The organism is Orrella sp. JC864 (assembly GCF_037026685.1).
Classification (GTDB): Bacteria; Pseudomonadota; Gammaproteobacteria; order Burkholderiales; family Burkholderiaceae_B; genus Orrella.
The window spans coordinates 1-26017 of sequence record NZ_JBANET010000007.1 but is presented as its reverse complement, the minus strand read 5'-3'; the positions used below and the strand labels follow the sequence as shown (position 1 = coordinate 26017).

Annotated in this window: 24 protein-coding genes; 13 read left to right on the top strand and 11 right to left on the bottom strand. The window is 70.0% G+C overall.

Going from position 1 to position 26017, the window contains the following annotated elements:
* The first annotated feature begins 76 nt into the window (after positions 1–76).
* From V8Z80_RS08805 to V8Z80_RS08785, 5 genes are read left to right on the top strand one after another with little or no spacing between them, the layout of a single operon-like run.
* The gene (locus V8Z80_RS08805; protein ID WP_155194851.1) at positions 77–1135 is read left to right on the top strand and encodes an ABC transporter substrate-binding protein; all 1059 of its coding nucleotides are present in this window, start codon (positions 77–79) and stop codon (positions 1133–1135) included.
* Between the two features lie 23 nt (positions 1136–1158).
* On the top strand, positions 1159–2229 hold the full coding sequence (locus V8Z80_RS08800; protein WP_155194849.1) for an ABC transporter ATP-binding protein: 1071 nt from the start codon (positions 1159–1161) through the stop codon (positions 2227–2229).
* A complete protein-coding gene (locus V8Z80_RS08795) occupies positions 2226–3059 on the top strand; it encodes an ABC transporter permease (protein ID WP_155194847.1) in 834 nt (277 codons plus the stop codon). The genes V8Z80_RS08800 and V8Z80_RS08795 overlap by 4 nt, the downstream gene beginning before the upstream one ends.
* A gap of 4 nt (positions 3060–3063) precedes the next feature.
* Positions 3064–3852 (top strand): ABC transporter permease, encoded by a 789-nt coding sequence (locus V8Z80_RS08790; protein WP_336061751.1) that lies wholly within the window; start codon positions 3064–3066, stop codon positions 3850–3852.
* A gap of 58 nt (positions 3853–3910) precedes the next feature.
* Positions 3911–4924, top strand: a complete 1014-nt coding sequence (locus tag V8Z80_RS08785; RefSeq protein ID WP_336061750.1) for a proline racemase family protein — start codon at positions 3911–3913, stop codon at positions 4922–4924.
* Positions 4925–4932: 8 nt separating this feature from the next.
* Here the strand turns inward: V8Z80_RS08785 and V8Z80_RS08780 are convergent, their stop codons facing one another.
* From V8Z80_RS08780 to ubiE, 10 genes are all read right to left on the bottom strand, one after another.
* Positions 4933–5769 carry an IclR family transcriptional regulator gene (locus V8Z80_RS08780; protein WP_155194839.1) on the bottom strand — a complete coding sequence of 279 codons (837 nt, stop codon included), beginning with the start codon at positions 5767–5769 and terminating at the stop codon, positions 4933–4935.
* 30 nt (positions 5770–5799) lie between these two features.
* The gene (locus V8Z80_RS08775) at positions 5800–6726 is read right to left on the bottom strand and encodes a DMT family transporter (protein ID WP_336061749.1); all 927 of its coding nucleotides are present in this window, start codon (positions 6724–6726) and stop codon (positions 5800–5802) included.
* 9 nt (positions 6727–6735) lie between these two features.
* On the bottom strand, positions 6736–8055 hold the full coding sequence (locus V8Z80_RS08770; protein ID WP_336061748.1) for an NAD(P)/FAD-dependent oxidoreductase: 1320 nt from the start codon (positions 8053–8055) through the stop codon (positions 6736–6738).
* Positions 8052–9344: an NAD(P)/FAD-dependent oxidoreductase gene (locus V8Z80_RS08765; protein ID WP_155194832.1), complete on the bottom strand. Its 1293-nt coding sequence runs from the start codon at positions 9342–9344 to the stop codon at positions 8052–8054. The genes V8Z80_RS08770 and V8Z80_RS08765 overlap by 4 nt, the downstream gene beginning before the upstream one ends.
* A gap of 3 nt (positions 9345–9347) precedes the next feature.
* Positions 9348–10643, bottom strand: a complete 1296-nt coding sequence (locus V8Z80_RS08760; RefSeq protein ID WP_336061747.1) for a TRAP transporter large permease — start codon at positions 10641–10643, stop codon at positions 9348–9350.
* Positions 10644–10659: 16 nt separating this feature from the next.
* Positions 10660–11154: a TRAP transporter small permease gene (locus tag V8Z80_RS08755; protein WP_336061746.1), complete on the bottom strand. Its 495-nt coding sequence runs from the start codon at positions 11152–11154 to the stop codon at positions 10660–10662.
* 55 nt (positions 11155–11209) lie between these two features.
* Positions 11210–12238: a TRAP transporter substrate-binding protein DctP gene (gene dctP / locus V8Z80_RS08750; RefSeq protein WP_336061745.1), complete on the bottom strand. Its 1029-nt coding sequence runs from the start codon at positions 12236–12238 to the stop codon at positions 11210–11212.
* 76 nt (positions 12239–12314) lie between these two features.
* Complete coding sequence (locus tag V8Z80_RS08745) at positions 12315–14024, bottom strand: hydantoinase B/oxoprolinase family protein (RefSeq protein WP_336061744.1); 1710 nt, start codon at positions 14022–14024, stop codon at positions 12315–12317.
* Between the two features lie 23 nt (positions 14025–14047).
* Positions 14048–16093: a hydantoinase/oxoprolinase family protein gene (locus tag V8Z80_RS08740; RefSeq protein ID WP_155194822.1), complete on the bottom strand. Its 2046-nt coding sequence runs from the start codon at positions 16091–16093 to the stop codon at positions 14048–14050.
* A gap of 315 nt (positions 16094–16408) precedes the next feature.
* Complete coding sequence (ubiE, locus tag V8Z80_RS08735; RefSeq protein ID WP_155194820.1) at positions 16409–17188, bottom strand: bifunctional demethylmenaquinone methyltransferase/2-methoxy-6-polyprenyl-1,4-benzoquinol methylase UbiE; 780 nt, start codon at positions 17186–17188, stop codon at positions 16409–16411.
* Between the two features lie 119 nt (positions 17189–17307).
* On the opposite strand from ubiE, the gene phoB reads away from it, so the two are divergent.
* The 3 genes from phoB (at position 17308) to serA (ending at position 20740) form a co-directional block, all read left to right on the top strand.
* Complete coding sequence (gene phoB, locus V8Z80_RS08730; protein WP_155194818.1) at positions 17308–18006, top strand: phosphate regulon transcriptional regulator PhoB; 699 nt, start codon at positions 17308–17310, stop codon at positions 18004–18006.
* Between the two features lie 33 nt (positions 18007–18039).
* On the top strand, positions 18040–19347 hold the full coding sequence (gene phoR, locus V8Z80_RS08725) for a phosphate regulon sensor histidine kinase PhoR (protein ID WP_155194877.1): 1308 nt from the start codon (positions 18040–18042) through the stop codon (positions 19345–19347).
* Positions 19348–19531: 184 nt separating this feature from the next.
* A complete protein-coding gene (gene serA / locus V8Z80_RS08720; protein ID WP_155194816.1) occupies positions 19532–20740 on the top strand; it encodes a phosphoglycerate dehydrogenase in 1209 nt (402 codons plus the stop codon).
* Here the strand turns inward: serA and V8Z80_RS08715 are convergent.
* Entirely contained in the window at positions 20706–21635 is a 930-nt protein-coding gene (locus tag V8Z80_RS08715; RefSeq protein WP_155194814.1) for a LysR family transcriptional regulator, read from the bottom strand. The genes serA and V8Z80_RS08715 overlap by 35 nt on opposite strands.
* Before the next feature lie 144 nt (positions 21636–21779).
* Here V8Z80_RS08715 and V8Z80_RS08710 point away from each other — a divergent pair, with 144 nt between their 5' ends.
* The 5 genes from V8Z80_RS08710 to V8Z80_RS08690 all read left to right on the top strand — a co-directional run bounded on the left by V8Z80_RS08710 (position 21780) and on the right by V8Z80_RS08690 (position 25980).
* The gene (locus tag V8Z80_RS08710) at positions 21780–22217 is read left to right on the top strand and encodes a VOC family protein (RefSeq protein WP_155194812.1); all 438 of its coding nucleotides are present in this window, start codon (positions 21780–21782) and stop codon (positions 22215–22217) included.
* A 16-nt stretch (positions 22218–22233) separates the two neighbouring features.
* Entirely contained in the window at positions 22234–22947 is a 714-nt protein-coding gene (gene pxpB, locus V8Z80_RS08705; protein WP_155194810.1) for a 5-oxoprolinase subunit PxpB, read from the top strand.
* A gap of 7 nt (positions 22948–22954) precedes the next feature.
* The gene (locus V8Z80_RS08700) at positions 22955–24019 is read left to right on the top strand and encodes a biotin-dependent carboxyltransferase family protein (RefSeq protein ID WP_336061743.1); all 1065 of its coding nucleotides are present in this window, start codon (positions 22955–22957) and stop codon (positions 24017–24019) included.
* On the top strand, positions 24016–24786 hold the full coding sequence (locus V8Z80_RS08695) for a LamB/YcsF family protein (protein ID WP_155194806.1): 771 nt from the start codon (positions 24016–24018) through the stop codon (positions 24784–24786). Before V8Z80_RS08700 ends, V8Z80_RS08695 begins: the two co-directional genes overlap by 4 nt.
* A gap of 222 nt (positions 24787–25008) precedes the next feature.
* Positions 25009–25980, top strand: coding sequence for a TRAP transporter substrate-binding protein (locus V8Z80_RS08690; protein ID WP_336061742.1), 972 nt, complete (start codon positions 25009–25011; stop codon positions 25978–25980).
* The last annotated feature ends 37 nt before the right edge of the window (positions 25981–26017 follow it).

Here is a 26017-nt window from a genome sequence, read left to right as displayed (position 1 = left end):
GATACATTGGCGCTGGCGCACCATGTGACGGCGTCAACTCGTCACGAACTCATTGCCGACATCCAAGGGGAATACCATGGCAAATCGCATCGGAACATTGACCGCGGCCGTGCTGTGCGCGGCCGGCCTGCTCGGCGCCGCCGGCGCCCAGGCGCAGCAAAAGCCGCAACGCATCACCGTCGCCTGGTACGGCGGCAACTGGGGCGAAGCCTTCAACGCCTGCGTGGCGCAGCCCTATACCCAGGCCACCGGCATCGCGGTGGTGCCCGAGATCGGCACTTCCACCACCACGCTGGCCAAGCTGCAGCAGCAGAAATCGTCTCCCACCATCGACGTGGCCTGGATGGACGGCGGCATCAGCGAACTGGCCGAGCAGGCCGGCGTACTGGAGACCCTGGACCCGGCGCGCCTGAAGAACCTGGGCAACGTCATCGACCAGGCCGTCTACAAGAAGGACGGCGCGGCCTACGCCGTCGGCTCGGGCTACTACTCGCTGGGCCTGACCTATAACACCAAGGAAGTGCCCGAGCCCCCCACCTCGTGGAAAGACCTGTGGCGGCCGGACTACGCCGGCGCCATCGCCATCCCTTCGCCCTCGAACTCGGCCGGCGTGCCCTTCGTGTTCTTCATGAGCCGCGTATGGGCGGTCGACCCCAGCAACATGGGCCCGGTCTACCAGAAGCTGGCCGCCCTGGACGCGGCGCTGCTGTTCGACAGCTCGGGCGCGGCCACCAACGCCTTCCAGAGCGGCGAAGCCATCATCGGGGCCCACTTCAACGTGGGCGCCTGGGACCTGATCGACAAGGGCCTGCCCATCGGCTTCGCTGTCCCGCGCGAAGGCGTGTGGGCGACCGATGCGCGCCTGCACCTGGTCAAGAACTCGCCCAATCGCCAAGCCGCCGAAGCCTTCATCGACACGGCCCTCACGCCGCAGGCCGCGCAATGCCTGGCCGAGCGCCTGTACCTGGGCCCCGCCGTCAAGGACGTGACCGTGCCGCCCGAGACGGCCCGCAAGCTGCCGTGGGGCGAGAACGGCTCGGTGGCCAACCTGAGCCTGTTCGACTGGAACGTCATCAACGCGCGCCGCGCCGAGATCACCGACGCCTGGAACCGCGAAGTCGCGGGCAAGCGCTGAGCGCGCCGCGGGATACGACGACGATGCGCGCCTTGCTTTCCATCGAAGGGATCAGCCGCCGGTTCGGCGACTACCAGGCCCTGGACGCCATCGACCTGCAGGTCGAGCAGGGCGAGTTCATCGCCCTGCTCGGACCCAGCGGTTGCGGCAAGACCACGCTGCTGCGCGCCATTGCCGGCTTCCTGGCGCCCGACGCCGGGCGCATCGTCATCGACGGGCAGGCGGTGGACCGGCTGCCGCCGCACCGGCGGCCGCTCAATACGGTGTTCCAGAACTACGCGCTGTTTCCGCACATGACGGTGGCGCAGAACGTGGCCTACGGGCCGCTGCGCCAGGGCGCGGGCCGCAGGCAGGCCCATGCGCGCGCCCTGGAGGCGCTGGAGATGGTCGGGCTGGCCCAGATGGGCGAGCGCTACCCGCGCCAGATGTCCGGCGGCCAGCAGCAGCGCGTGGCGCTGGCGCGCGCCATCGTCAACCGCCCCAAGCTGCTGCTGCTGGACGAGCCGCTTTCGGCGCTGGACCTGAAGCTGCGCAAGCGCATGCAGCTCGAACTCAAGCACCTGCAGGAAAAGCTGGGCATCGCCTTCATCTTCGTGACGCATGACCAGGAAGAGGCCATGACCATGGCCGACCGCATCGTGGTCATGAACCGCGGGCGCATCGAGCAGGCCGGCGAAGGCACCGAGATCTACCTGCGCCCGCGCACGCGCTTCGTGGCCGAATTCATCGGCGATGCCAACCTGCTCGATTGCCGCCGGCTCGACGGCGGCCGCATCGAGCTGGCCGCCGGCGGCGGGCCGCTGGTCCCGCGCTGGCTGCCTCCCGGCGGCGCGCTGACCGCCATGCTGCGGCCCGAGCACCTGTGCCGCCTGCCCGACCCGGCAGGCGCCGGCCAGGCGGGCCTGGCCGTGCTGCACGGCACGCTGGCCGACCAGGTCAGCGTGGGCAGCCATACGACCCTGTACGTGCAGACGGACCGGGCCCTGCTGGCGGCCCGGCACATCGGCATGCCCGAGGCCGGCCTGCGCAAGGGCGACGCGGTGGCGCTGGGGTTCAAGCCCGGCGACCTGCACCTGATCGCGGACACGCCATGAGCCGCTACGGACAGGCCCTTGCGCTGCTGCTGGGCGCGCCGCTGCTTTTCTTCGCGGCCTTCTTCCTGGCCCCGCTGGCCGTGGTGGCGCTGGCCAGCGTCATGGACGGCCAGGGCGAGGCGACGCTGGCGCACTACGTGCGCATCCTGGCCGACCGCTACCACTGGGACGTGATCGCCGTCACCTTCCGCATCGCGGCCATGACCACCCTGGTCTGCCTGCTGGCCGGCTACCCGCTGGCCTGGTACCTGGTGCGCATCGTGCGCTGGCAGGCCTGGCGGCGCGCCTGCGTGATCATGCTGGTGGTGCCGCTGTTCACCAGCAACATCGTGCGCTCGTTCGGCTGGATGGTGCTGCTGGGCCGCAACGGCCTGGTCAACGACACCCTGACGACGCTGGGGCTGGCCGCGCGGCCGGTGCGCTTCCTGGGCACCGAGACCGGCATCCTGATCGGCATGGTCTACATCCTGCTGCCCTTCGTGGTGCTGGCGGTGGGCAACGCGCTGGCGCGGGTCGACCGCGGCCTGGAACACGCCTCGGCGGACCTGGGCGCCAGCCCCGCCGCCACCTTCTGGCACGTGACCTTCCCGTTGACCCTGCCGGGCCTGGTGGCCGGCGCCATCATGGTCTTTACCCTGGCCGTGAGCGCCTACGTCACGCCCGCGCTGCTCTCGGGCGGGCGGCTGTCCGTGCTGTCCATGCTGATCTTCCAGCAGTACAGCTCGGTGTTCGATTTCCATTACGGCGGCGCGCTGAGCATGGTGCTGCTGGTCCTGACGCTGGCGCTGGTGGCGCTGGCCGGGCGCATCGGCGCGGTGCGCGGGAGCTGAAGCGATGATCGTGCGCAATCTTGTCAGACTGCTGGCCTGGGCGGCCCTGGTCTATCTCGTGCTGCCCCTGGTGGTGATCGTGGGCGCCTCGCTGACCACCACCAGCTACCTGAGCTTTCCGCCGCAAGGCATCACGCTGCAATGGTACCAGCGCCTGTTCGACGACCCCAGCTACGTGGCCTCGTTCGCCACCAGCACCGTGCTCGCGCTGGCGGCCACGGCGGCGGCCATCGCGCTGGCGGTGCCCGCGGCGCTGGCCTTCGCGCGCTACGAGTTTCCCGGCAAGGGGCTGCTCTCGGCCATCCTGATGTCGCCGCTGGTGCTGCCGCACATCGTGCTGGGCGCGGCGCTGCTGCAGTTCGGGGCCTATTTCGGCCTGACGCGCAGCTTTTTGGCGCTGCTGATCGGCCATACCGTCATCATCACGCCCTTCGTGCTGCGCTCGGTCATGGCGCTGATGACGCCCGAGCAGCGCAGCCTGGAGGAGGCCTCGGCCGACCTGGGCGCCGGGCCTGGCGCCACCTTCTTCCTGGTGGTGCTGCCGCAGATCCGCCCGGGCATCGTCACCGGCTCGATCTTCGCGTTCATCTCGTCATGGATCAACGTGGAGCTATCCATCTTCAACACCACCGCGGACCTGAACACCATCCCGGTCAAGTTGTTCAACTACGTGCAGTACACCATCGACCCGACCATCGCGGCGGTGTCGGCGGCCACGATCCTGGCGGCGGTGCTCGCCATCCTGATCCTGGACCTGACCGTGGGGCTGGACATGCTGTCCGACCCCAAGTAGTTCCCCTTCCCTTCCCCGCTGTCCCAACTGATCCTCTTTTTCTGCAGGAGACCCCGTCATGCGCATGCAAGACACCTTCGACGTCATCTATACCCATACTGAGGGTGAGCCGCTGTGCATCATCCACAGCGGGATTCCCTACCCGGTCGGCTCAAGCATCGTGGAAAAGCGCCGCTTCCTGAAGGAGAACTACGACTGGGTGCGCCTGGCGCTGATGCGCGAGCCGCGCGGGCACCGCGACATGTTCGGCGTGTTCCTGACCCCGCCCTCCAGCCCCGACTACGACGCCGGGCTGATCTACATCGACGGCACCGAGTATTCGCACATGTGCGGCCACGGCACCATCGCGGTGAGCATGGCCATGGTGGCCAACGGCCTGGTGCCGCGCGGCCCGGACGGCAGGACCGTCATCCGTTTCGAGACCACCGCCGGCCTGGTGGTCTCGGAGGTGGCCTCCGAGGGCGAGAAGGTGCTGTGGACGCGCTTCGAGAACGTGCCGGCCTACGTGGCCGAGCAGGACATCCCGGTGACCGTGCCCGGCTACGGCGAGCTGTCGGCCGACATCGTCTGGGGCGGCAACTACTTCGGCATCGTGGACCTGACCCACTGCGCCCTGCGCATCTCGCCGGACAACGGCAGCGAACTGTCGCGCCTGGGCCTGGCCGTGCGCGACCAGCTCAATGCCAAGGTGCGGCTGCAGCATCCCACCCAGGCGCACGTCACCGACCTGAACTTCGTGACCTTCTGGCACCCGGCCACCCTCGAAGGCGCGTTCTACAAGAACGTGCACGTGTTCAGCGCCGGCCAGCTGGACCGCTCGCCCGGCGGCACCGGTACCAGCGCGATGATGGCCATGTTCGAGGCGCGCGGCAAGCTGGGCATGAACCAGCCCATCCGCAGCGAAGGCCTGCTGGGCAGCGGCACCTTCGAGGGCTGCCTGCTGGGCGAGGTGGACCTGGGCGGCAAGCGCGCGGTGCGCCCCACCGTCAAGGGCACGGCCAGCATCCTGGGCACGGCGCGCTGGCAGATCGACCGCAACGACCCGGTGGGCGCGGGCTTCCTGGTGCGCTGAGGCGCCGCTCAGTTGGGCCGCGTGCCCACCTGGAAGGGCTCCATGGCCTGCGGCTTGGGCGGCGTGGTGGAGATCAGGCGGCAGGTCTCCATCAGCAGCGGCGCCAGCTCGCGGCGCATGCGGGCCAGCGTCCAGCGGCTGCTCGGCGCCGAGATGTTGACCGCGCCGGCGGGCCGGCCCTGGGCGTCGTAGACCGCCACGCCCAGGTTCAGGTCGCCCCGGTAGTATTCGCCGCTGGCCGTGCTGTAGCCGTCCTCGCGGGCGCGCTCGACGATGCGCATCAGCGCATCGACGTCGGTGACGGTGGTGCTGGTGTACTTGGGCCGCGGTGCGGCCTGCAGCAGCGCACGCGCCTGCTCCGGCGGCATGGCCGAGAGCATGGCGCGCCCGGACGAGGTGCAAAAGACCGGCAGGCGCCGCCCCATGGGCATGTGCACCGCCGTCTTCAGGTGGGTGGCGAACCGGGCCACGTACACCATGTCGGTGCCGTCCAGCTCGGCCAGGTTGACCGTCTCGCCGCATTGGCGATTCAGGTCCTGCAGATAGGGATTGGCGCGCTGCACCAGCGGGTCCACCAGCAGGTAGCGGTATCCCAGCTCCATCGTGCGCGGCGTCAGCGAATAGCGCTTGGTCTCGGCGTCCTTGCGCAGCAGGCCCATGACCTCCAGCGTATAGGCGTAGCGCTGCGCCGCGCTCTTGGTCATGCCGGTGGCGGTGGCGATATCGCGCAGGTTCATGGTTTCGCGCCCCGGGCCGAAGGCGGCCAGCACCTCCACGCCCTTGGCGAAGGTAGCGTTGAACAGGGGGGATCGCGTGGGATCGTCGTCGACGGACTCTTTGGCCATGCTTGATGGATTCATGAAAATAACGGACGGTCAGCGGCCCCGCCGCTCGGGCAGCAGGACCAGCAGGCCGCCCAGCGTAACGAAAAAGGCGCTGAGCAGGAATGCGCCGGGCAGGTCCTCGCCGAAGATCAGCACGCTGCACAGGATGCCCACCAGCGGCGTGGACATCAGCAGCTGCCCGGCCACGGCCGCCGGCACCCTGCGCAGCACCTGGCTCCAGGCCCACACGGCCAGGGCCGTGGGCCCGACGAAGTTCCAGGCCAGCACGGCGACCAGCGTCGGGCTCCAGCGCACCGGCCGCCCGGCCTCCAGCCAGAAGGCCAGGCAGCTCATCAGCAGGCCCGCGGCCAGCAGCTGCCAGAGCGTTTGCGCCAGCAGGGGCGTGCGCCACGCATGCATGCCGTAGAGCACCGCCCCCAGGCCCCACAGCGCGGCGGCACACAATACCATCACCATGCCCTGCTGGCTGCCCGGATCGTGCCACGCGATGACGGAAGGATCCATGAACAGCGACAGGCCCGCCAGGCTGACCGCCACGCCCAGCAGGCGGCGCGGGGCCAGCCGCTCGCGCCGCAGCGCCATGCCGAATAGCGCGGCCCACAGGGGCATGCTGTAGACCGCCGTGGCGGTGCGGCCGGCCGGCAAGACCTGCAGCGCGATGCCGGAAAAACCCAGCACCGCGGCCAGCTGCAGCAAGCCGATCCCGCCCAGGCGCCAGCCTTCGCCGCCCTGCGGCAGCAGGCCGTGGCGCCGCTGCGCCACGATCCATAGCGCCACCGTCACCGCCCCGCCCAGCAGCCGCGCCGCCGAAAAAGTCAGCGGGCCGATGTCCTGGAAGGCCAGCTTCATCAGGGGATAGTTCGAGCCCCAGGTCAGCACCACCAGCGCCGCATAGGCCAGCACCGCCAGTCCCGCGCGGGCGGCCGGGTCGCGGGCCGGCGCTGCGTGCCGCGTCATTGCCGGGCCCTAGGTCCGCATGCGGTCGCGCAGCTTGTAGTACGCGGCCATCAGGTTAAGGACAGGCAGCCGCAAGCCGTGCAGGGGCAGCACCGGCATCTGCCGGCCCATGGGGCCGGCCTGCACCTGCCCGCCCAGCGCCAGTTCCGCGGCCAGCCGGCCCAGCAGGTGCGACAGCGCCACCCCGCGCCCGCCGAAGCCGAAGGCGAACACGATGCGCGGGTCGTAGCGGCATACGTGCGGAAAATCGTCCAGCGTGACGGCCACCTTGCCCGACCACTGGTGCTGCAGGGGCACGCCGCACAGCTGGGGAAACAGCGCATGCAGCCCGGCGCCCAGGTTGCGATAGATGGCCGGCCGCTCGCGGCCGGTCATGGAGCCGCGCCCGCCGAACAGCACACGCTGGCCGGGCACGCGGCGGAAGTAGTTGACCAGGTGGCGCGTATCCGTCACCAGGTGGCCCTGTCCCAGCACGCTGGCGTACAGGTCGTCGGGCAGCGGTTCGGTGGCGATGACCGAGGTGGTGACCGGCACGATGCGCTGGCGCAGGCCATCGGGCAGGTCGAACAGGTCGGTATAGGCGCTGCTGGCCACGATCACCGAACGCGCCCGCACCTGGCCGTGCGGCGTATGGACGATGCAGCCGCCGGCATCGCTGTGCACGCGCAGCGCCGGCGTGCCGGCATGGATGGCGATGCCCCGCCGCACCAGCGCGGCGGCCAGCTCGCGCGTATAGCGCAAGGGATGGATGCCGGCCGCGCGCTCGTCCAGGTAGCCGCCCCGGTACATCCGCGAACCGATCAGCGCGGCGGCCTGCCCGGCATCCAGGAAGCGCGGTACCCGGTCGCCCGCGTGCTCGGCCAGCCAGGCCACGTCCTCGCGCAGCGCCTGGGCATCCTGGCTGGTATAGGCGGCGGTGATGTGGCCACAGCGCGAGAACCCTCCATCCAGGCCCAGCTCCTGGACGTTCTCGGCCAGGATGTCCAGCGCCTGGTGGACCAGCCGGTGCAACAGCAGCGTCTGCTCGTGGCCGAGCTTGCGCGCCAGCGTGGACCAGTTGTGCTTGTAGCGCAGCACGGCCATGCCGCCGTTGCGCCCGCTGGCGCCCCAGCCGGCGTCGTGGGCCTCCAGCACGCAGGGCTGCACGCCGCGGCGGGCCAGCTGCCAGGCCGCGTTCAGGCCGGTGAAGCCGCCGCCGATCACCACGCAATCGGCCTGCGCGTCGCCGGCCAGCGGGGGCAGCGGCACGCCGGCCGGCGCCGTGGCGTTCCATACCGAGGGAGGATGGGCGCTGGCGCCCGGCAAGTCTGGAGCAGGATAGGCTGTCATGCGGGATAACCGATGGCATCGCGCAGGCGATGCCAGAAAATGCCCGCCGAGACGGCGGGGGCGCTGACGGCATGCCAGGGGATGGCCGACAGCGGGGTCACGGGATAATCCAGGTCGGCCGCGGCGGCGCCGGCCGCGGCCTGCGCCAACGTGGGGCCGAAGCGCAAGGCCAGCGCCACGCCACGGCCGCCGAAACCGTAGGCGGTCCAGAGCCCGGGCGCCGGGTTGCACAGGCGCGGCGCATCGTCGCGCGTCAGTCCCACCCGTCCGTGCCACGCATAATCCCAGCGCAGCGCGGCCAGCGCCGGAAAGCGCTGCACCGCGGCGCGGCGCAGCCGGCCGATGGTGGCCGCATCGACCCGGGGCGTATGGCGGGCGCGCCCGCCTATCAGGAAACGGCCGTCCGGCGAAATGCGGCAATACACGGTCAGCTTGCGCGCCTCGGAAATGCCGGCGCGCCGCGGCAGGATGGCCTGGGCCAGCCCGGGCGGCAGCACCTCGCTGGCGATCTGGGCGCTGGCCACCTGCAGCATGCTGGCGGCCTGTCGCGGCCAGAGCCGGTCCACGTAGACGTCGGCGGCCAGCACCACGGCATCGGCCTGCACGCTCGCGCCCGGCCCGGCTTGCAGGCGCCAGCCGCCGCCCTGCGGCTGCAGGCCGGTGACGGGCGCATCCTCGTACAGCCGCGCGCCGGCCCGCGCGGCCGCCCGGGCCAGGCCCAGGGCCAGCTGCACGGGCTGCACCGCGCCCGCGCCGGTCTCGTCCAGGCCGGCGCAGTAATAGTCGCTGCCGCTGGCCTGCGCCACCTGGCCGGCGTCCAGGTAGCGGACCTGCGCGCCAGCCTGCAGCAGCGCCTGGGCGCGCCGCTGCAGCCGCTCGCGCCCGCGCGCGCCGACGGCGGTCTGGATCCAGCCGTTGCGGGTGGCGCCGCAGGCGATGCCGTGGCGCCGGATCAGCGCGAACGCGTAATCGGCCGCCGAAAAACCGAAGTCCAGCATGCGGCGCGCGCAGGCCTGGCCATAGCGCTGCCCGAGCGCCTGCGGATCGGGCTTCAGGCCGGGCACCACCTGCCCGCCGTTGCGGCCCGAGGCGCCCTGGCCGATGCGCCCGGCCTCCAGCAGCATCACCTCGTGCCCGCGCTCGGCCAGGGACAAGGCAGCCGACAGGCCGGTGAATCCCCCGCCCACCACCGCCACGCGCGTGCGCGCCAGGCCCGCCGGCAGCGCCGCGCCCGCCTGCGCCGCGCGCGCCTGGTCCCACAACACCGCCTGCCGGGGTTCATGCGCCATCGCTCAGGCCCCCATGACCCGGCCCGGCAGCCAGGTGGCGATCTGCGGCACCGCCGTCAGGATCAGGATCGCCAGCAGCATCAGCAGCCAATAGGGAAAAGCCGCGGCCGCCGCCTGCGGCAGGCTCACCTGCCTGCCGGTGATGCCGGTAAGCACGAACAGGTTCATGCCCACGGGCGGGGTCAGCATGCCGACCTCGATCAGGATGGTGATCACCACGCCCGTCCAGACCGGGTCGAAGCCCGCGCTCATCATCAGCGGAAAGACGATGGGGATGGTCATCAGCATCAGCGAGATGCCGTCGAAAAAGCAGCCCAGCACGAGGTAGATCAGCATCACCACGGCCAGCACCGCATAGGGCGACAGGCCCATCTCGGTGACCGTGCCCACCAGCTGCTGCGGCAGGCCGATGATGGTCAGCGACTGCGACAGGACCAGCGCGCCCAGCATGATGAGCGCGATGGCGGCGAACACCCGGGTCGCCGTGCGGAAGGCGCCCAGCAGCTTGCGCCAGGTCAGTTCGCCCCAGGCAAAGCCCGTGATGGCCGCGACCGCCACGCCCAGGCCCGCCGCCTCGGTGGGCGTGGCCAGGCCCATGTACAGCGTGCCCATGACCGCGAAGACCAGGAAGCCGACCGGCCAGATGCCCAGCAGCCCGCGCAGCTTGCGGCCCAGCGGCACCGGGGCGGCCGGCGACCCGGCCAGCCCGGGCCGGCGCAGGGCCTGGAACAGGATCATGGCCATGAACATCAGCGCCAGCATCAGGCCCGGCAGCACGCCGGCCAGGAACAGGCGGCCGATCGATACGCCCTGGGTGGCGCCATACAGCAGCAGGGCCAGGCTGGGCGGAATCAGCAGCCCCAGGGTGCCGCCGGCCGCCAGCGTGGCGACCACATGCGGGCGCGAGTAGCCGCGGTCGCGCAGCTCGGGATAGGCGACCGAGCCCACGGCCGCGGCCGTCGAGGTGCTCGCGCCGCTGACCGCGCCAAAGACGGTGCACACGGCGATATTGGTGTGCAGCAGGCCGCCGGGCACGTTGCGAAAGAACGGCGAGATGGCGGCGTAGATGCGCGAGGACACGCCGCTGACCAGCAGGATCTCGCCCATGAAGATGAAGATGGGCACGGCCGAGAGCGTGAAATCGGTAAAGACGTTCCAGACCGCGTTGACGGCCAGGTCCTCGCCGCCCCCGGCGCAGAACCGCAGCACGGCAAGGCCCGTGAGCGCCAGGCCGATGCCGATGGGCAGGCCGGTGAACGCGGTCAGCGCCAGGCCGGCCAGAAGCAAACCCCAAACCATGCTTGGCTCCCTCCTGTCAGGCGCCGGGCGGTGCTTGGGCCGGCTCGTGCGCGCCGGGCCGCAGCCAACGGTAAAGCGTGAAGGCCCCCATCAGCACGCAGGCCAGCACCAGCAGCGCCATCCACGGCCACAGCCGCACGCCGCCGATGTCCGAGCGGGAATCAAGCTGCATGGACAGCGCGGCGAAATCGTAGGCATACATGCCGAACCACGCGCAAAACAGCACGACCAGCGCCTGGGACAGGGCCCGCGCCAGGCGCCGGGCCGGCCCGGGCAGCCGCTCGGCCAGCAGGGTCACCTCGATATGCTGGTTGTGCAAGGTGACGTAGGGCAAGGCCAGAAAGACCAGCGCCGCGAACAGCAGCCCGACCAGCTCCTCGGTGAACGGCAGCGGCGCGCCCGCCAGATAGCGCATGCCGGCCGCTGCCGCCACAAAGAGCGTCAGCAGGATGCCGCAGGCGGTAGCCAGCCGCAGCAGGCCTTCGGCCACTCCGTAAACTAGGCGTTTCATCGATGACTCCTTGGTGCGGGCGCGGCCGGCCAGGCCGCGCCCCGGGCCGGGTGCATCAGCGCATGGCGTCGAGCACCGCCTGGCGGTTGGCCTGGGCCTTCTCGCCCACGGCCTTGGCAGAGGACTCCCAGACCTCGGCCGCCGCCTGCGCGAAGCGTTGCTGGTCGGCCTCGGGGAAATCGTCCAGCACCTTGCCGCCCTTGCCGGTCCACTCCTGTTCGGAGCGGGCATCCACCTCGCCCTTGACGTAGGACTCGAAGGACTCGCGCTCGACGCGGCGGGCCGCCTCGCGCACGATCTGCTGCACGTCCTCGGGCAGCGCGTCCATCGCCTTCTTCGAGACGATCAGGTTCAACGGATGCAGCACATACGGAAACAGGTAGCTGGCGTTGGGCGCCACTTCCTGCAGCGACGCCGTCAGCGAGAAGTGGATGGGATAGACCGCGCAATCGACCACGCCGGTGCGCATGGCCATGTACAGGTCGTTCTGGCCGACGATCTGGGCGGCCACGCCCAGCTTGGCGAAGGCGTCGGCCTGCGACTTCTCCCATACGCGCACCTTCTTGCCCTTGAGCCCTTCGAGTGTGTTGATGGGTTCCTTGCACAGGATGTGCGTATCGCGCACCGGATGCGCCACGAAGCCCAGCAGCTCGATGCCCCAGCGCTCGTAGGTTTCGTCGTAGATCTTGCGCAGCGTCGGCGCGATGGCATCGAGCCTGGCCGGATCCTGCACCACGCCCGGCGGCAGGGTCACGGCGTACTCGGGCTCGTCGCGCGTCATGTAGCCCGGGTACAGGCCGGCCGCCTGGATCACGTTGCCGCGCGGCAGCACGCGCAGCATGTCGATGTCCTTGACACCCAGCGTGGCGCCCGGAAAGAGCTGGATCTTGAGCTTGCCGGCCGCCTTCTCGTTCACCTCGTCGACGAACTGCTGGTAGTAGCCGGCCTCGACCCGCGCCGGCACCCAGACGATGTGCATGCGCCATTGCGCCTCGGCCGCCAGCGACTGCCCCGCCGCCAGCAGCGCGGCCGCGCCCGCCACCAGGGCTTTCAGGACCTTGTGCTGCAGTTTCCCCTTGTGCATCTCGATCTCCTGAATTGGAAAGGTTGAGTCCCGCGGGGCCGGAAAGCCTCCAGCCCCGATCTTCGGCGCCCGGCGGCTACGGCCGGTAGCCGTACAGCTGCGCCGCCTGCGCGGCGCTGACCTTGCCATCGGCGATGTCGTCCAGCAGCGCCTGGCGGTCCCGCTCGGACGGCTCGCCATAGCCGCCGCCCCCCGGCGTGCGCACGATGACGCGGTCCCCGCGCGCCAACGTGGCGACCTGCTTGGACGGGATGGTCTCGACCTGGCCGGAGGCGCGCACGATCTCGGACACCTCGCAGGCGCCGCTGAGCCCGCCGGCCGACCCGCGCGCGGCGCAATAGTGCCGCTCGCCGCGGTGCGTGAACACGGCGCTCTCGCCCAGCAGCTCGAACTCCTTGACCAGGCCCAGGCCGCCGCGGAACTTGCCGGCGCCGCCCGAATCCGGCCGCAGCGCCATGCGGCGCACCCGGATCGGGGCCTCCAGCTCCAGCGCCTCGACCGGCAGGTTCATGCAGTTGGACGCGTCGGTCTCGATCACGTCCACGCCGTCGCTGCGATGGCTGCCGCCGCTGCCCCCGGTAATCAGCTCGCCGACCACGTAGGGCCGGCCGTCGGGCTGCTTGCCGCCGAAGGCCAGGGCCAGCAGCACGCCGGCCGAGTCCGCCGGCACCTTGGTGGGCAGCGCCTCCTTGAAGGCGCCCAGGATGCAGCCGGTGACGCGCTTGATGGTGGCCGTGCGCGAGCCGACCGGGGCGGGCTCCTCGGGGTTCACCAGCGTGCCCTTGGGCAGGTGCAGGCTGACGGGCCGGAAACACCCGGCGTTGGTGGGGATCTCCGGATCGGTAAGCGCGCGCACGGCGAAGTAGGCGGCCGCCTGCGTGCCCGAGCGCACGCAGTTAAAGGGCCCGCGCAGCTGCGCGCTGGTGCCGGTGAAGTCCACGTGCATGCCGCCGTCCTTGACGGTGACCGCCAGTTCGATGCGCACGCGCTGGTCCAGGTCGATGCCGTCGTTGTCCAGCCAGTCCACGTAGCGGTATACGCCCTCGGGGATGGCGCGCAGCTGCGCGCGCGTCAGGGTCTCGGAATGGCTGAGCAGCTGCTCGAACACCGCGTGCAGCAGCGGCATGCCGTAATGGCCGGCCAGCTCCACCAGGCGGCGCGCGCCGATGCGGCAGCCGGCGATCTGCGCGTTGATGTCGCCCATGAAGGTGTCGGGAATGCGCACGTTCAGCTTGAGCAGGCTGACCAGGGTCTGGTTGATCTGGCCGGCCTCGAACAGCTTGAGCGGCGGGATGCGGATGCCTTCCTGGTAGATCTCGGTGGCGTTGGTGGGGATCGACCCGGGCGTCATGCCGCCCACGTCCTGGTGGTGCGTCATGGTGGCCGAGAAGGCAATGACTTCGCCGGCCACGAACACGGGCGCCACCAGCGCGATATCGGGCAGGTGCGTGCCGCCCAGGTAGGGGTCGTTCATGATGTAGACGTCGCCCTCGCGCATGCCGGCCAGCGGGTACTCGCGCAGGATGGTTTCCACGATGGGGATCAGGGTGGCCAGGTGGATGGGCACGGCGCAGGCCTGCGCCAGCGATTCGCCCCGCACCGTGAACAGGCTGGCCGAGGCGTCCAGGCCCTCCTTGACGATGGGCGAGAAGGAGCTGCGCAGCAGCGTGGACTCCATCTCGTTGGCAATGCCCTCCAGCTTGTGGCGTATTACCTCGACGGTCACCGGGTCCAGCCCCGCGCCGGCCTGTCCGTCGATCAATTGCTGCGATTCGTTCATGCCCATGGCGGTTTTCCTTGCGTCGCGGGTTATCGGGTAAGGACCAGGTTGCCGGCCGCGTCGACCTCGGCCTGCCAGCCCGGCTCTATCAGCGTGGTGGTGTCGGCCTGCTCGACGATGGCCGGGCCGCTGAAGCGATAGCCCACCGGCAGCGCGTCGCGGCGGTACACCCCGGCGCTCAGCGGCTCGCCCTGGCCGGCGACCCGGATCGGGCGGTGGCCGCGCAAGGGCTCCTGGCCCGACGGCGCATACTCGGTGGTGTCGATGCGCGCCTGCCCGCCGGCCTGGTGCACGGCGCGCAGGTTGACGATGCGCGCCGGCGTGCGGGTGCTGTAGCCGTAGATGCGCGCGTGGGCCTGCAGGAACTCCTCGTACAGCCGCGCGCAGGGCTCGGGGCCGTCGAACACCAGCGGCACTTCGATGGAATAGGCCTGGCCGACGTAGCAGACATCGGCGAAATAGTGGATGCGCGAGGGCGCGCCGCCCACCGATTCCGTGCGCATCAGCGCCTCGCATTGCTTGTCCAGCTCGGCCAGCATCGCCTTGATGGCGGGCAGCTCGATCTCGTCCAGCGTCTTGCCGAAGGCCGCCGAGGTTTCGTGCTCGACCGGCGCGGCCAGCAGGCCCGCGGCCGAGAGCACGCCCGGATAGCGCGGAATCACCACGCGGCGCACGCCCAGCTCGCGCGCCAGCGGCACGATGTGCACGGCCCCGCCGCCGCCCAGCGGCATCAGGGTGAATTCGCGCGGGTCCAGGCCTTGGCGGATCGAGACCAGCCGGATGCCCTCGGCCATCTGCGCATTGACGATGCGGTGAATGCCCAGGGCCGCCTCCTCGACCGACATGCCCAGCGGGCCGCCCACCTTGCTTTCGATGGCCTGGCGCGATTTCTCGGGATACAGCTTGAGCGTGCCGCCGGCAAAATAGTCCGGATCCAGGTAGCCCAGCACGATCGAAGCATCGGTCACGGTGGGCTGCTCGCCGCCGCGGCCATAGCAGGCCGGGCCCGGCTCGGAGCCGGCCGAGCGCGGACCCACCCGCAGGCCGCCGGCCGCGTCGATCCAGGCGATCGAGCCGCCGCCCGCGCCGATGGAATTCACGTCCACCATGCCCACGCGCACCGGGTAGCCGTCGATCACGCCTTCGGAGCGCACCAGGGCCTTGCCCTTGTTGATCAGCGCGATGTCGCTGCTGGTGCCGCCGATGTCCACGGTGATGAGGTTGTCGATGCCCGCCGAGGTACCGGCGATCTGCGCGCCGATGACCCCTGCCGCCGGCCCCGACAGGAACAGCCGCACCGGCCGCTGGCGCGCGATGCGCGAAGCCATCAGCCCGCCGCGCGACTGCATGACCTGGAACGGCGCGCTGACGCCGCCCTGCGCCAGCCCGTCCTCCAGCCGCGACAGGTAGCGGTCGATCACCGGCTTGACGTAGGCATCGAACGAAGTGACCACCGTGCGCTCGTACTCGCGAAACGCCGGATCCACCTCGTGCGAGACGCCCAGGGTCAGGTCCGGATGGGCCGCGGCGATCAGCTCGCGGGCGCGGCGCTCGTGCGCCGGGTTCACGAAGGAGAACAGGAAGCACACGGCGATGGCCTGCACGCCCTCGTCCACCAGCGCCTGCACCTGCCGCATCAGCTCGGCCTCGTCCAGCGGCGTGACCACCGAGCCGTCGGCGGCGATGCGCTCGGGCACTTCCTTGCGCAGCCGGCCCGGCACCAGGAAGGACGGCGTCTCGCTGTGCAGGATGACGTCGTACATCCGGTGGCGCATCTGCCGGCCGATTTCCAGCACGTCCTTGAAGCCTTCGGTGGTGATCAGCCCCACCTTGGCCCCGCGCCGCTCCAGGATGGCGTTGGTGGCCACCGTCGTGCCGTGCACGAAGCGCTCGATCCGGGCCGCCGGCACGTGCCACTGGTCGCGGATCCGGCCGATGGCCTCGAACACGGCAAGGCTTTCGTCGGTGCGGGTGGTGGGAATCTTGAAATACCGCAGCTTGCCCGCGGCATCGCGGCCGACCACGTCGGTGAATGTGCCGCCAATATCGACTGCGACCTGCAGCGTGTCGTTCATGGAACCGGATCTCCAGGAAAAGCGTCCATTGCCTTTTGATCGTATCGATCATCGATACGATCAAATCGATATTCGATAGAACCGAAGTAAAACTAAGGCAGGGCGACAATCGCTGTCAACGGCTTTTTCGGGTTCGTTCGGGTTTTTCCGGGCATGCACCGCCAAACGCCTTGGCGCGGTGCAGGCGCGCACCAGCGCGAGGCACGAAAAAGGAAGAAAAACAAGGAGATGGGGCGGATCCGCGAAGCCCGGGCGAGAAGACCCGGGCGGACCGCCAGCCGCGCGGCGGATGCGCGCGGCGCTGCGGGGACGGTCCTAGCCGTCCAGCCTGACGCCCTCGTGCAGGGCCACCAGCCCGGCGCTCAGGTTGAAGTACCGCACGCGCGACAGCCCGGCCTGGCCCAGCATGCCCGCCAGGGTTTCCTGGTCGGGGTGCATGCGGATGGACTCGGCCAGGTAGCGGTAGCTGGCCTCGTCCTTGGCCACCTTGCGGCCCAGCCAGGGCAGCACGTTGAAGGAATACCAGTCGTAGGCGGGCGCCAGCGGCTTGGCGATACGGGAGAATTCGAGCACCAGCAGCTTGCCGCCGGGCTTGAGCACGCGCTTCATTTCGGCCAGCGCGCGATCCTTGTGCGTCATGTTGCGCAGGCCGAAGGCCACCGTGACCAGGTCGAAGTGCCCGTCCGGGAACGGCAGGCGCTCGGCGTCGCACACCGCCAGGGGCAGCAGCCGGCCTTCGTCGGTAAGGCGGTCGCGGCCCACGCGCAGCATGGATTCGTTGATGTCGGTCAGCCAGACCTCGCCCTGGGGGCCGGCGCGCTTGGCGAAGGCCCGCGCCAGGTCGCCGGTGCCCCCGGCGATGTCCAGCACGCGCATGCCGGGGCGCACGCCCGCGCGCGCCACGGTAAAGGCCTTCCAGACCCGATGCAGGCCGGCCGACATGAGGTCGTTCATGACGTCGTAGCGCTGGGCCACGGAATGGAACACGCCCGCCACGCGCGCTGCCTTTTCGGCCTCGGGCACCGTCTGGTAGCCGAAGTGCGTGGAGGAGCCGGCGGCCTCGCGGGCCGGGGTGGAGGCGTCTTGGGTGTTCATCCCGTCATGGTAGCCGATTCCGTCCCCTCTTAGCCAAGCACCGTCACATACCTGCAATATTCCGGCCATACTATCGCAATGTCCGCGCCGCAAGCGCGTCCTTTTCCAGGCATGCCCAAATGTCCAGCACCATCCTCGTCGTCGAAGACGAACCCGCTATCCAGGAGCTGATCGCGGTCAACCTGTCGTTTGCCGGCCACAAGGTTCTGCGCGCCACCGATGCCGAGCAAGCCAACACCCTCATCCGAGCCGAACTGCCCGATCTCATCCTGCTCGACTGGATGCTGCCGGGCGCCTCGGGCCTGTCGCTGGCGCGCAGCCTGCGCGGCGACGAACGCACCCGCGCCGTGCCCATCATCATGCTGACGGCCAAGAGCGCCGAGCACGACAAGGTCGACGGCCTGGAAGCCGGAGCCGACGACTACATCACCAAGCCGTTCTCTCCCAAGGAGCTGATGGCCCGCATCAAGGCCGTGCTGCGCCGGCGCGCGCCCCAGCTCACCGACGACGTCATCGACGTCTGCGGCCTGAAGCTGGACCCGGTCACGCACCGCCTGAGCGGCCACGGCAAGACCCTGCCCATCGGCCCGACCGAGTTCCGCCTGCTGCACTTCTTCATGACGCACCCCGAGCGCGTGTTCTCGCGCACCCAGCTGCTCGACCAGGTCTGGGGCGATCACGTGTTCGTCGAGGAGCGCACGGTGGACGTGCACATCCGCCGCCTGCGCAAGGCCCTGGAGCCCAGCACCCACGACGTGCACGTCGAGACCGTGCGCGGCAGCGGCTACCGCTTCACCGCCCAAGTGCCGCAACGCTGATCGATGCCCGCTCCCAATGCGACAATGCGCGCCATGATCTGGCTGCGCACTCTGGGAACGCTAATTTTCTGGGCATTGATCGCCGGGCTGATCCACGTCGTGGCGGGCAGCGCCGCGGGCTGGATCGCCCTGGCCGGCGGCCTGGCGGCCGCCACCGTCTGGCGCAGCTGGAACCTCAGCCGCGTGGCCCGCTGGGCCCGCAGCCCCGACTCCCCGCCGCCCGCCTCCACCGGCTCGCTGGACGACATCGTCGCCATGCTCTATCGCCAGCGGCGCGCCCTGGCCCGAGAACTGGCCGAAAGCCAGGACGCCATGCAGGGCATGCTGGCCGCGGCCCAGGCTCTGCCCGACGGGGCGGTCACCATGGACGCCGACTTCCACATCGACTGGTGCAACCGCGTGGCGGCCCGGCACCTGGGCCTGCGCCTGCAAAGCGACCGCGGCAGCAACCTGCTGAACCTGCTGCGCTCGCCCGAGTTCATCGCCTATGCCAACCAGCGCAACTGGCCCGAGCCCATCCTGATCCGGATCAAGCAGGACGGCCACGACCGGCTGCTGATGATGCACCTGACCCGCTATGCGCGCGACCTGCGCCTGCTGATCACCCGCGACGTCACGCAGATCGAGAAGCTCGAGACCACGCGCCGCGACTTCGTGGCCAACGTCTCGCACGAGCTGCGCACGCCGCTGACGGTGCTGACCGGCTTCCTGGAAACCCTGCGCGAGCTGCCGCCCGAGGCGCTGCCGGCCGAGCAGCGCGAGCAGTACCTGCAGCTGATGCACGAGCAGGCGCAGCGCATGCAGGCCATCGTGGCCGACCTGCTCACGCTCTCGGCGCTGGAGTCCTCGCCCGGCAGCGAGCCGCGCGAAGTGCAGATGGCCGCGCTGATCGAGAAGGCGCGCTCGCAGGCCGAGGCGCTCTCGGGCGGGCGCCACGAATTCGATTGGCAGATCGACGACACCCTGGACGTGCTGGGCGATGAAACCGAGCTGCTTTCGGCCATCACCAACCTGCTGATCAACGCCGTGCGCTATTCGCCCGACGGCGGCCCCATCACCGTCACCTGGCAGCGCGTGGCCGAGGGCGGCGCACGCTATTGCGTGGCCGACAGCGGCCTGGGCATCGCGGCCCACCACATCCCGCGCCTGACCGAACGCTTCTACCGGGTCGACCGCGGCCGCTCGCGCGCCATCGGCGGCACCGGCCTGGGATTGGCCATCACCAAGCACGTGGCCATGCGCCACGACGCCGAGCTGGAAATCGAAAGCGTGCTGGGCAAGGGCAGCACCTTCTGCCTGCGTTTTCCGGCCGAACGGGTCAGCGTCGCGGCCGCGGACTGAAACACGCGGCCGCCGGCCGGTTCAGCGTCCCGCCGGCCGCTGGCGGCGCGGCAGCGCCACGCCCAGGCGGGCTGCCAGGCGGGCCAGGTTGGCCCGGCCGCAAACCCATGCCGGGGACAGGGCTGCGGCGGGTCCGGCATGCGAACTGCGCCACAATAACGATTTGGCTTTTCCGGATCGACGCATGGCCCAGATCGTCCTCTTCGAGAACATCCATCCCAGTGCCCGCGAAGTCTTCCTGGCCGCCGGCCTGGCCGACATCGCCACGTATTCCTCCTCGCTGCCGCCGGCCGAGCTGTTCGAGGCGCTGCGCGGGGCCGAACTGGTCGGCATCCGCTCGCGCACGCACCTGGACGCCGAACTGCTGGCCCGGCTGCCGGACCTGCGCGCGGTGGGCTGCTTTTGCATCGGCACCAACCAGGTCGCCACCGAAGCGGCCATGATGCGCGGGGTGCCGGTGTTCAACGCGCCCTTTTCCAACACGCGCTCGGTGGCCGAGCTGGTGCTGGGCGAGGCCATCCTGCTGCTGCGCCGCGTCCCGGAGAAAAACAGCCGCGTGCACGCCGGCCACTGGGACAAGTCGGCCGCCGGGGCCTACGAGGCACGCGGCAAGACCCTGGGCGTGGTGGGCTACGGCAACATCGGCACGCAGATCGGCACCCTGGCCGAAAGCCTGGGCATGCGCGTGCTGTTCCACGATGTAGAGGCCAAGCTGCCGCTGGGCAACATGCGCGCGGCCGGCTCGCTGGCCGAGCTGCTGGCGCAGTCCGACGTGGTCACCCTGCACGTGCCCGGCGGCGCCGGCACCCACAAGCTGATCGACGCCCAGGCGCTGGCGGCCATGAAAAAGGGCGCCATCCTCATCAACGCCTCGCGCGGCACCGTGGTCGACATCGACGCGCTGCACCAGTCGCTGGTCTCGGGCCACCTGGGCGGGGCCGCGCTGGACGTCTTCCCGGTCGAGCCCAAGAGCGCCGACGAGCCGCTGGACAGCCCGCTGCGCGGCCTGCCCAACGTCATCCTGACCCCGCACATCGGCGGCAGCACGCAGGAGTCCCAGGAAAACATCGGCCGCGAAGTCGCCGAGAAGCTGGTGCGCTTTGCGCAAAGCGGCGCCACCAAGGGCGCGGTCAACTTCCCCGAGCTGCCTTTCCAGGACGCCGGCGGCCATGCGCGCCTGCTGCACGTGCACCGCAACCTGCCCGGCGCGCTGGCCGCGCTGGACAACCTGCTGGCCGAGCACGGCCTGAACATCGTCAGCCAGCGCCTGCAGACCCAGGGCGAGATCGGCTACGTGATCACCGACGTGGACGGCGACCTGGGCGACGCGGTCATGGCCGCCCTGCGCAGCCATCCGATCACGGTGCGCTGCGACCGCGTCCTGGCTCCTTGACCGCCGCCGCGCGCCGGCCTGGCGCGGCCGGCGGCTGCCCGGCCTCGGCCAGCAGGCATTCGGCCATGGCCTGGGCAGCCCGGTTGGCGGCATAGGGCATGCGGGCCGCGATGCCGATCTCGCGCTCGGCGTCATCGTCGTCGATGGGCACCACCGCCAGGCCTTGCAGGTCGGTCCCGGCGGTCAGCGGCAGCAGCGCAACGCCCAGGCCCTCGCGCACCATGTTGGCGATGGCTTCGATCTCGTCCAGCTCGATCACGTCGCGCACCGCCACGTTGTGCTTGCGCAGCAGGTTGTCCACCACCCGCCCGCCAAAGGAAGCCTTCTCGTAGCGGATGAAAGGCTGGCTGGCGGCCATCTCGCGCCAGGGCCGCAGCGGCGTGCCGGCCGGGGCCAGCAGCACGATGGGCTCGCGCAACAGGGTGCGCCAGCCCAGTTCGGGCGGCAGCGCGAAAGGCGGCTTGATCATCACGGCCAGGTCCACCTCGCCGCTGCCGGCCTGCGCCAGCAGCCCCAGCGAGACGCCGGGCACGATGCGCACGCGCACCTCGGGCTGCCCGGCCCGCATCCGCTTGAGCGCGCGCACCAGCAGTCCCTGCTGGATGGAGGCGATGGCGCCGATGCGCAGGGTGCCGCTGACCTGGCCCAGCCCGGCATGGCTGACCATGCGGTCCACCTGGGCCAGCACCTGCTCGACCTGGACCAGCATGTCGCGCCCGGCCGCATTGAGTTCGGACGAACGCGCGGTGCGGTCGAACAAGTCCATGCCCAGGAACGCCTCCAGGCGGCGGATCTGCGCGCTGACGGCCGATTGCGTCAGGCCCAGCGCCTGGCCGGCGGCGGTAAAGGAGCCCATGCGGGCGACAGCGGCAAAGGTTCTGAATTCCCGGATCATGCGGCCTCGGCGCGAGCATCAATTTTATTAATGCCAAGTCCAAAAAAATATTGTTTTTCTATCGAAAATACAAGGGCTAGAATTTTGTCCATGCAGCGGTTTCCACCGCGGCCGTCCTCCAACCGTCCTACCGGAGCCCCTTCCATGAGCGCCCAAGCCCAAGCCGCAATGCCTCCCTTTCACCTGGCCTTCCCGGTCCGCGACCTGGCCGAAGCCCGCGCCTTCTACGGCGAGCTGCTGGGCTGTAGCGAGGGCCGCAGCTCGCCGGAATGGGTGGACTTCAACTTCTACGGCCACCAGATCGTGGCGCACCTCTCGCCCGAGGAATGCAAGCGCGCGCCCACCAGCGCCGTGGACTCCCACAACGTGCCGGTGCGCCACTTCGGCGCCGTGCTGTCCATGGAAGAATGGGAAGCCATGGCCAAGAAGCTGACCGAGCGCGGCACCGAGTTCATCATCGAGCCCTACGTGCGCTTCAAGGGCGAAGTGGGCGAGCAGGCCACCATGTTCTTCCTGGACCCGTCGAACAACGCCATCGAGCTCAAGGCGTTCAAGAACATCGAGTCGCTGTTCGCCAAGTAGTCCCGCGGCAGGCCCCATGACAGAACAAGCCGGCTGGCGCATCCGCGCCCAGGGCGACCGATGCCTGGTCGTTTCGTTCGGACAGGCCATCGACCCGGCCGTGGGCGAGCGCTGCCTGGCCTTGTCGGCTTTGCTGCGCAAGGCGCGCCTGCCCGGCGTCATCGACGTGGTGCCGTCCTTTGCGGCGGTGGCGGTGCATTACGCGCCGCTGCCCGACGGCAGCGGCCCGACCTTCGAGGCGCTCTCGGCGCAGCTGCAGGCGCTGCTGGCGGGCGACCTGGACGCGGCGCCGGCCCGCGGCCGCGTGCTGGAGATTCCCGTCTGCTACGGCGGCGAACACGGTCCGGACCTGCAGGCGGTGGCGCAGGCCCAGGGCCTGGCGCCCGAGCAGATCGTCGCCGCCCATAGCGGCGAGCCCTGTCGGGTCTACATGCTGGGCTTTGCGCCCGGCCATCCCTACATCGGCCTGCACGGCCCGGCGCTGGACGTGCCGCGCCGCACCGACCCGCGCACCGAAGTGCCGGCCGGCTCGGTAGCCATCGCCAACCGCCAGACCGTCATCTATCCCAGCAAGCTGCCCGGCGGCTGGAACATCCTGGGCGCCACGCCGCTGCCCATGTTCGATCCGCGCCGCGACCCGCCCGCGCTGCTCGCGCCCGGCGACACCGTGCGCTTCGTGCCCATCAGCGAAGCGCGCTTTCGCCAGCTTCGCGCGCAGCAGCAGGGATGAGCGCCGCATGAGCATCAAAGTCCTCAAGCCCGGCATGCTGTCCACCTTCCAGGACCTGGGCCGCTACGGCTCGCAACACCTGGGCATCCCGGTGGCCGGCGCCATGGACCCGGTAGCGCACCGGCTCGCCAACCTGCTGGTGGGCAACGAAACCGATCACGCCACGCTGGAAATCACCCTGGCCGGGCCCCTGCTGTGCTTCGAGTCGCCCTGTTGCATCGCGCTCACGGGGGCGGAGCTGGGCGCCACGCTCAACGGCCGTCCGCTGCCGCTGAACCGGCCCGCCGCCGTGCGCGCCGGCGACCTGCTGGCCTTCGGCGCGCGCGGATCGGGCACGCGCGCCTATCTGGCCGTGCGCGGGGGCTGGCTGCTCGACGGCATGATGGGCAGCGACAGCACCTATCTGCGCAGCGGCTTTGGCGGCTTTCGCGGACGGGCGCTGGCCAAGGGCGACTGCGTGCCGCTGCGCCGCCCGGCGCGCCTGGACGACGCCGCCATGCAGGCGCTGCACCAGGCGCTGTGGCAGCAGCGCATCTACCTGCCGGCCGCGCTGGGCGTGGGCTCGGCCCGGCCCGCCGGCCAGGCGATTGAGCCGGCCCGCCCCGGGGCGGGCGCGCGCCGGCGCGTGCGGGTGCTGCCGGGCATGCAGTGGGAGGACTTCAGCCAGGCCAGCCGCCAGGCCTTCCTGTCCGAGCCCTTTCGCATCACGCCCCAGTCCGAGCGCATGGGCTACCGCCTGAAGGGACCGACGCTTGCGCTGGCGCAGCCGAGCCAGCTGTTGTCCGAAGCCATCAGCTTCGGCACCATTCAGGTTCCGGCCGGCGGCGATCCCATCGTGCTGATGGCCGATCGCCAGACCACCGGCGGCTATCCCAAGATCGCGCAGGTGGCGCAGGTGGACCTGCCGGTGCTGGCACAATTGGGCCCGGGCGACACCATCGAGTTCGAAGCCATCGCGCTGGCCCGTGCGCAGCAGCTGGACCTGCAGCGCGAGCAGGCCTTCGCCCGGCTGCACCAAAGCCTGCAGCCCCTGCGCGAGCTGTACGAACGCCACTTGAAGGATTTCCGATGACCCGCAAGACCCTGGACCTGAACTGCGACATGGGCGAGAGCCTTGGCGCCTGGAAAATGGGCAACGACGAGGGCGTGCTGCCTTACGTCAGCTCGGCCAACATCGCCTGCGGCTTTCATGCCGGCGACCCCGCCACCTTGCGCAAGACCGTGGCCGCGGCCCTGGCCCACGGGGTCGCGCTGGGCGCGCACCCGGGCCTGGACGACCTGACCGGCTTTGGCCGGCGCAACATTCCCATCACGCCCCAGCAAGCCTACGACATCGTGGTCTACCAGGTGGGCGCGGCGGCCGGCGTGGCCGCCTCGCAGGGCGCGCGGCTGCACCACGTCAAGGCGCATGGCGCCCTGTACAACATGGCCGCCGCCCAGCCGGCGCTGGCCGAGGCCATCTGCCGCGCCGTGCGCGACGTGGACAGCAGCCTGATCCTGTACGGGCTGGCCGGCAGCGAACTGATCCGCGCCGCCGAGGCCATCGGCCTGGCCGCGGCCAGCGAGGTCTTCGCCGACCGCAGCTACCAGGCCAGCGGCGCGCTCACTCCCCGCACCCAGCCGGGCGCCATGATCACCGACCTGCAGGCCTCCATCGCGCAGGTGCTGCGCATGGTCCAGGAAGGCAAGGTGCGCGCGCTGGACGGCACCGACGTAGCGGTCCGGGCCGACACCCTGTGCATCCACGGCGACCAGCCCGGCGCGGTCGAATTCGCGCGCGGCATCCACCAGGCGCTGACCGAGGCCGGCATCGAGGTGCGCACGGTGGCGCGGTCCTGATCCACCACACCAGGGAAAACCCCAATCGCAAGGGCAGGAGAGGCATCCTGGGTCAACAAAAACCAAATATTGATTGACTTACAAACAGTCATTGTTGAACAATTTATCCAGCAATCGTCGGGCGCCTGGCTGCGCCCGGCCCGCAAGCAAGCCGCTTGCCGCGGCAGCCGGCAGTGCACCGCTGCCCCATTCGCAGTACCGTTCATTCACAGGGGAATCCTCATGAAACTGCTTCACTCCGCCACGATCGCCGCCACGCTGCTGGCTTGCGGCCCCGCCCTGGCCCAGACCACCTGGACCATGCCCACGGCCTATCCCGACACCAACTTCCACACCCGCAACCTCAAGCAGTTCGCGGACGAAGTGGCCAAGGAAACCGACGGCAAGCTCAAGATCACCATCCACAGCGGCGGCGCCCTGATCAAGATGCCCGAGATCAAGCGCGCGGTGCAGACCGGCCAGGTGCAGATCGGCGAGATCTTCATCGGCACCATGGCCAACGAGGCGCCGCTGTATTCCTTCGACAGCATCCCCTTCATGACGTCCGGCCACGCCGACGCGCAAAAGCTGTGGGCCGCGGCCCGCCCGCTGGTCGAAGAGCGCCTGGACAAGCAGAACCTGCACGTCCTGTACTCGGTGGCCTGGCCCGCGCAAGGCCTGTACACCAAGAAGGCCGTCGAGAAGGTCGAGGACTTCAAGGGCCTGAAGTTCCGCACCCCCAGCCCCAGCACCGCCGACTTCGCCAAGCGCCTGGGCGCCGTGCCCACCGTGGTGCAGGCCGCCGACATTCCCCAGGCCTTCCTGACCGGCCTGGTCGAAGCCATGCTGACCTCGTCCTCGACCGGCGTGGACACCCAGGCCTGGGACTACCTGGAGAACTTCTACAGCGTGCCGACCATGTTCCCGCAGAACATCGTGTTCGTGAACAAGCGCGCCTGGGAACAGCTCGATGAAGGCACCCGCAAGATCGTCACCGCCGCTGCCGAGCGCGCCGAGGCGCGCGGCTGGCAGATGAGCGCCGACGAGAACGAGACCAGCATCAAGAAGATGCAGGAAAACAAGCTCAACGTGCAGGAAGTCAGCCCGGCCCTGCTCGATAGCTTCAAGAAGGTCGGCGCCGAGATGGCCACCGACTGGATGGCCAAGCTGACCGACCAAGAGCGCGCCGCCCTCGAGCCGGCCATCAAGAAGTAAGCAGCACGACCGGGCCCTTCGGGGCTTTCCGTCCCAC

Excerpts from the sequence above, each read along its gene's own strand:
- phoB (WP_155194818.1), top strand. The coding sequence starts at position 17,308 with ATGTCCAGCACCATCCTCGTCGTCGAAGACGAACCCGCTATCCAGGAG.
- V8Z80_RS08805 (WP_155194851.1), top strand. The coding sequence starts at position 77 with ATGGCAAATCGCATCGGAACATTGACCGCGGCCGTGCTGTGCGCGGCC.
- ubiE (WP_155194820.1), bottom strand. The coding sequence starts at position 17,188 with ATGAACACCCAAGACGCCTCCACCCCGGCCCGCGAGGCCGCCGGCTCC.
- V8Z80_RS08700 (WP_336061743.1), top strand. The coding sequence starts at position 22,955 with ATGAGCATCAAAGTCCTCAAGCCCGGCATGCTGTCCACCTTCCAGGAC.
- V8Z80_RS08790 (WP_336061751.1), top strand. The coding sequence starts at position 3,064 with ATGATCGTGCGCAATCTTGTCAGACTGCTGGCCTGGGCGGCCCTGGTC.
- phoR (WP_155194877.1), top strand. The coding sequence starts at position 18,040 with ATGATCTGGCTGCGCACTCTGGGAACGCTAATTTTCTGGGCATTGATC.
- V8Z80_RS08760 (WP_336061747.1), bottom strand. The coding sequence starts at position 10,643 with ATGGTTTGGGGTTTGCTTCTGGCCGGCCTGGCGCTGACCGCGTTCACC.
- V8Z80_RS08780 (WP_155194839.1), bottom strand. The coding sequence starts at position 5,769 with ATGGCCAAAGAGTCCGTCGACGACGATCCCACGCGATCCCCCCTGTTC.
- V8Z80_RS08695 (WP_155194806.1), top strand. The coding sequence starts at position 24,016 with ATGACCCGCAAGACCCTGGACCTGAACTGCGACATGGGCGAGAGCCTT.
- V8Z80_RS08785 (WP_336061750.1), top strand. The coding sequence starts at position 3,911 with ATGCGCATGCAAGACACCTTCGACGTCATCTATACCCATACTGAGGGT.
- serA (WP_155194816.1), top strand. The coding sequence starts at position 19,532 with ATGGCCCAGATCGTCCTCTTCGAGAACATCCATCCCAGTGCCCGCGAA.
- pxpB (WP_155194810.1), top strand. The coding sequence starts at position 22,234 with ATGACAGAACAAGCCGGCTGGCGCATCCGCGCCCAGGGCGACCGATGC.
- V8Z80_RS08765 (WP_155194832.1), bottom strand. The coding sequence starts at position 9,344 with ATGGCGCATGAACCCCGGCAGGCGGTGTTGTGGGACCAGGCGCGCGCG.
- V8Z80_RS08745 (WP_336061744.1), bottom strand. The coding sequence starts at position 14,024 with ATGGGCATGAACGAATCGCAGCAATTGATCGACGGACAGGCCGGCGCG.
- dctP (WP_336061745.1), bottom strand. The coding sequence starts at position 12,238 with ATGCACAAGGGGAAACTGCAGCACAAGGTCCTGAAAGCCCTGGTGGCG.
- V8Z80_RS08770 (WP_336061748.1), bottom strand. The coding sequence starts at position 8,055 with ATGACAGCCTATCCTGCTCCAGACTTGCCGGGCGCCAGCGCCCATCCT.
- V8Z80_RS08710 (WP_155194812.1), top strand. The coding sequence starts at position 21,780 with ATGAGCGCCCAAGCCCAAGCCGCAATGCCTCCCTTTCACCTGGCCTTC.
- V8Z80_RS08690 (WP_336061742.1), top strand. The coding sequence starts at position 25,009 with ATGAAACTGCTTCACTCCGCCACGATCGCCGCCACGCTGCTGGCTTGC.
- V8Z80_RS08775 (WP_336061749.1), bottom strand. The coding sequence starts at position 6,726 with ATGACGCGGCACGCAGCGCCGGCCCGCGACCCGGCCGCCCGCGCGGGA.
- V8Z80_RS08715 (WP_155194814.1), bottom strand. The coding sequence starts at position 21,635 with ATGATCCGGGAATTCAGAACCTTTGCCGCTGTCGCCCGCATGGGCTCC.
- V8Z80_RS08800 (WP_155194849.1), top strand. The coding sequence starts at position 1,159 with ATGCGCGCCTTGCTTTCCATCGAAGGGATCAGCCGCCGGTTCGGCGAC.
- V8Z80_RS08740 (WP_155194822.1), bottom strand. The coding sequence starts at position 16,093 with ATGAACGACACGCTGCAGGTCGCAGTCGATATTGGCGGCACATTCACC.
- V8Z80_RS08755 (WP_336061746.1), bottom strand. The coding sequence starts at position 11,154 with ATGAAACGCCTAGTTTACGGAGTGGCCGAAGGCCTGCTGCGGCTGGCT.
- V8Z80_RS08795 (WP_155194847.1), top strand. The coding sequence starts at position 2,226 with ATGAGCCGCTACGGACAGGCCCTTGCGCTGCTGCTGGGCGCGCCGCTG.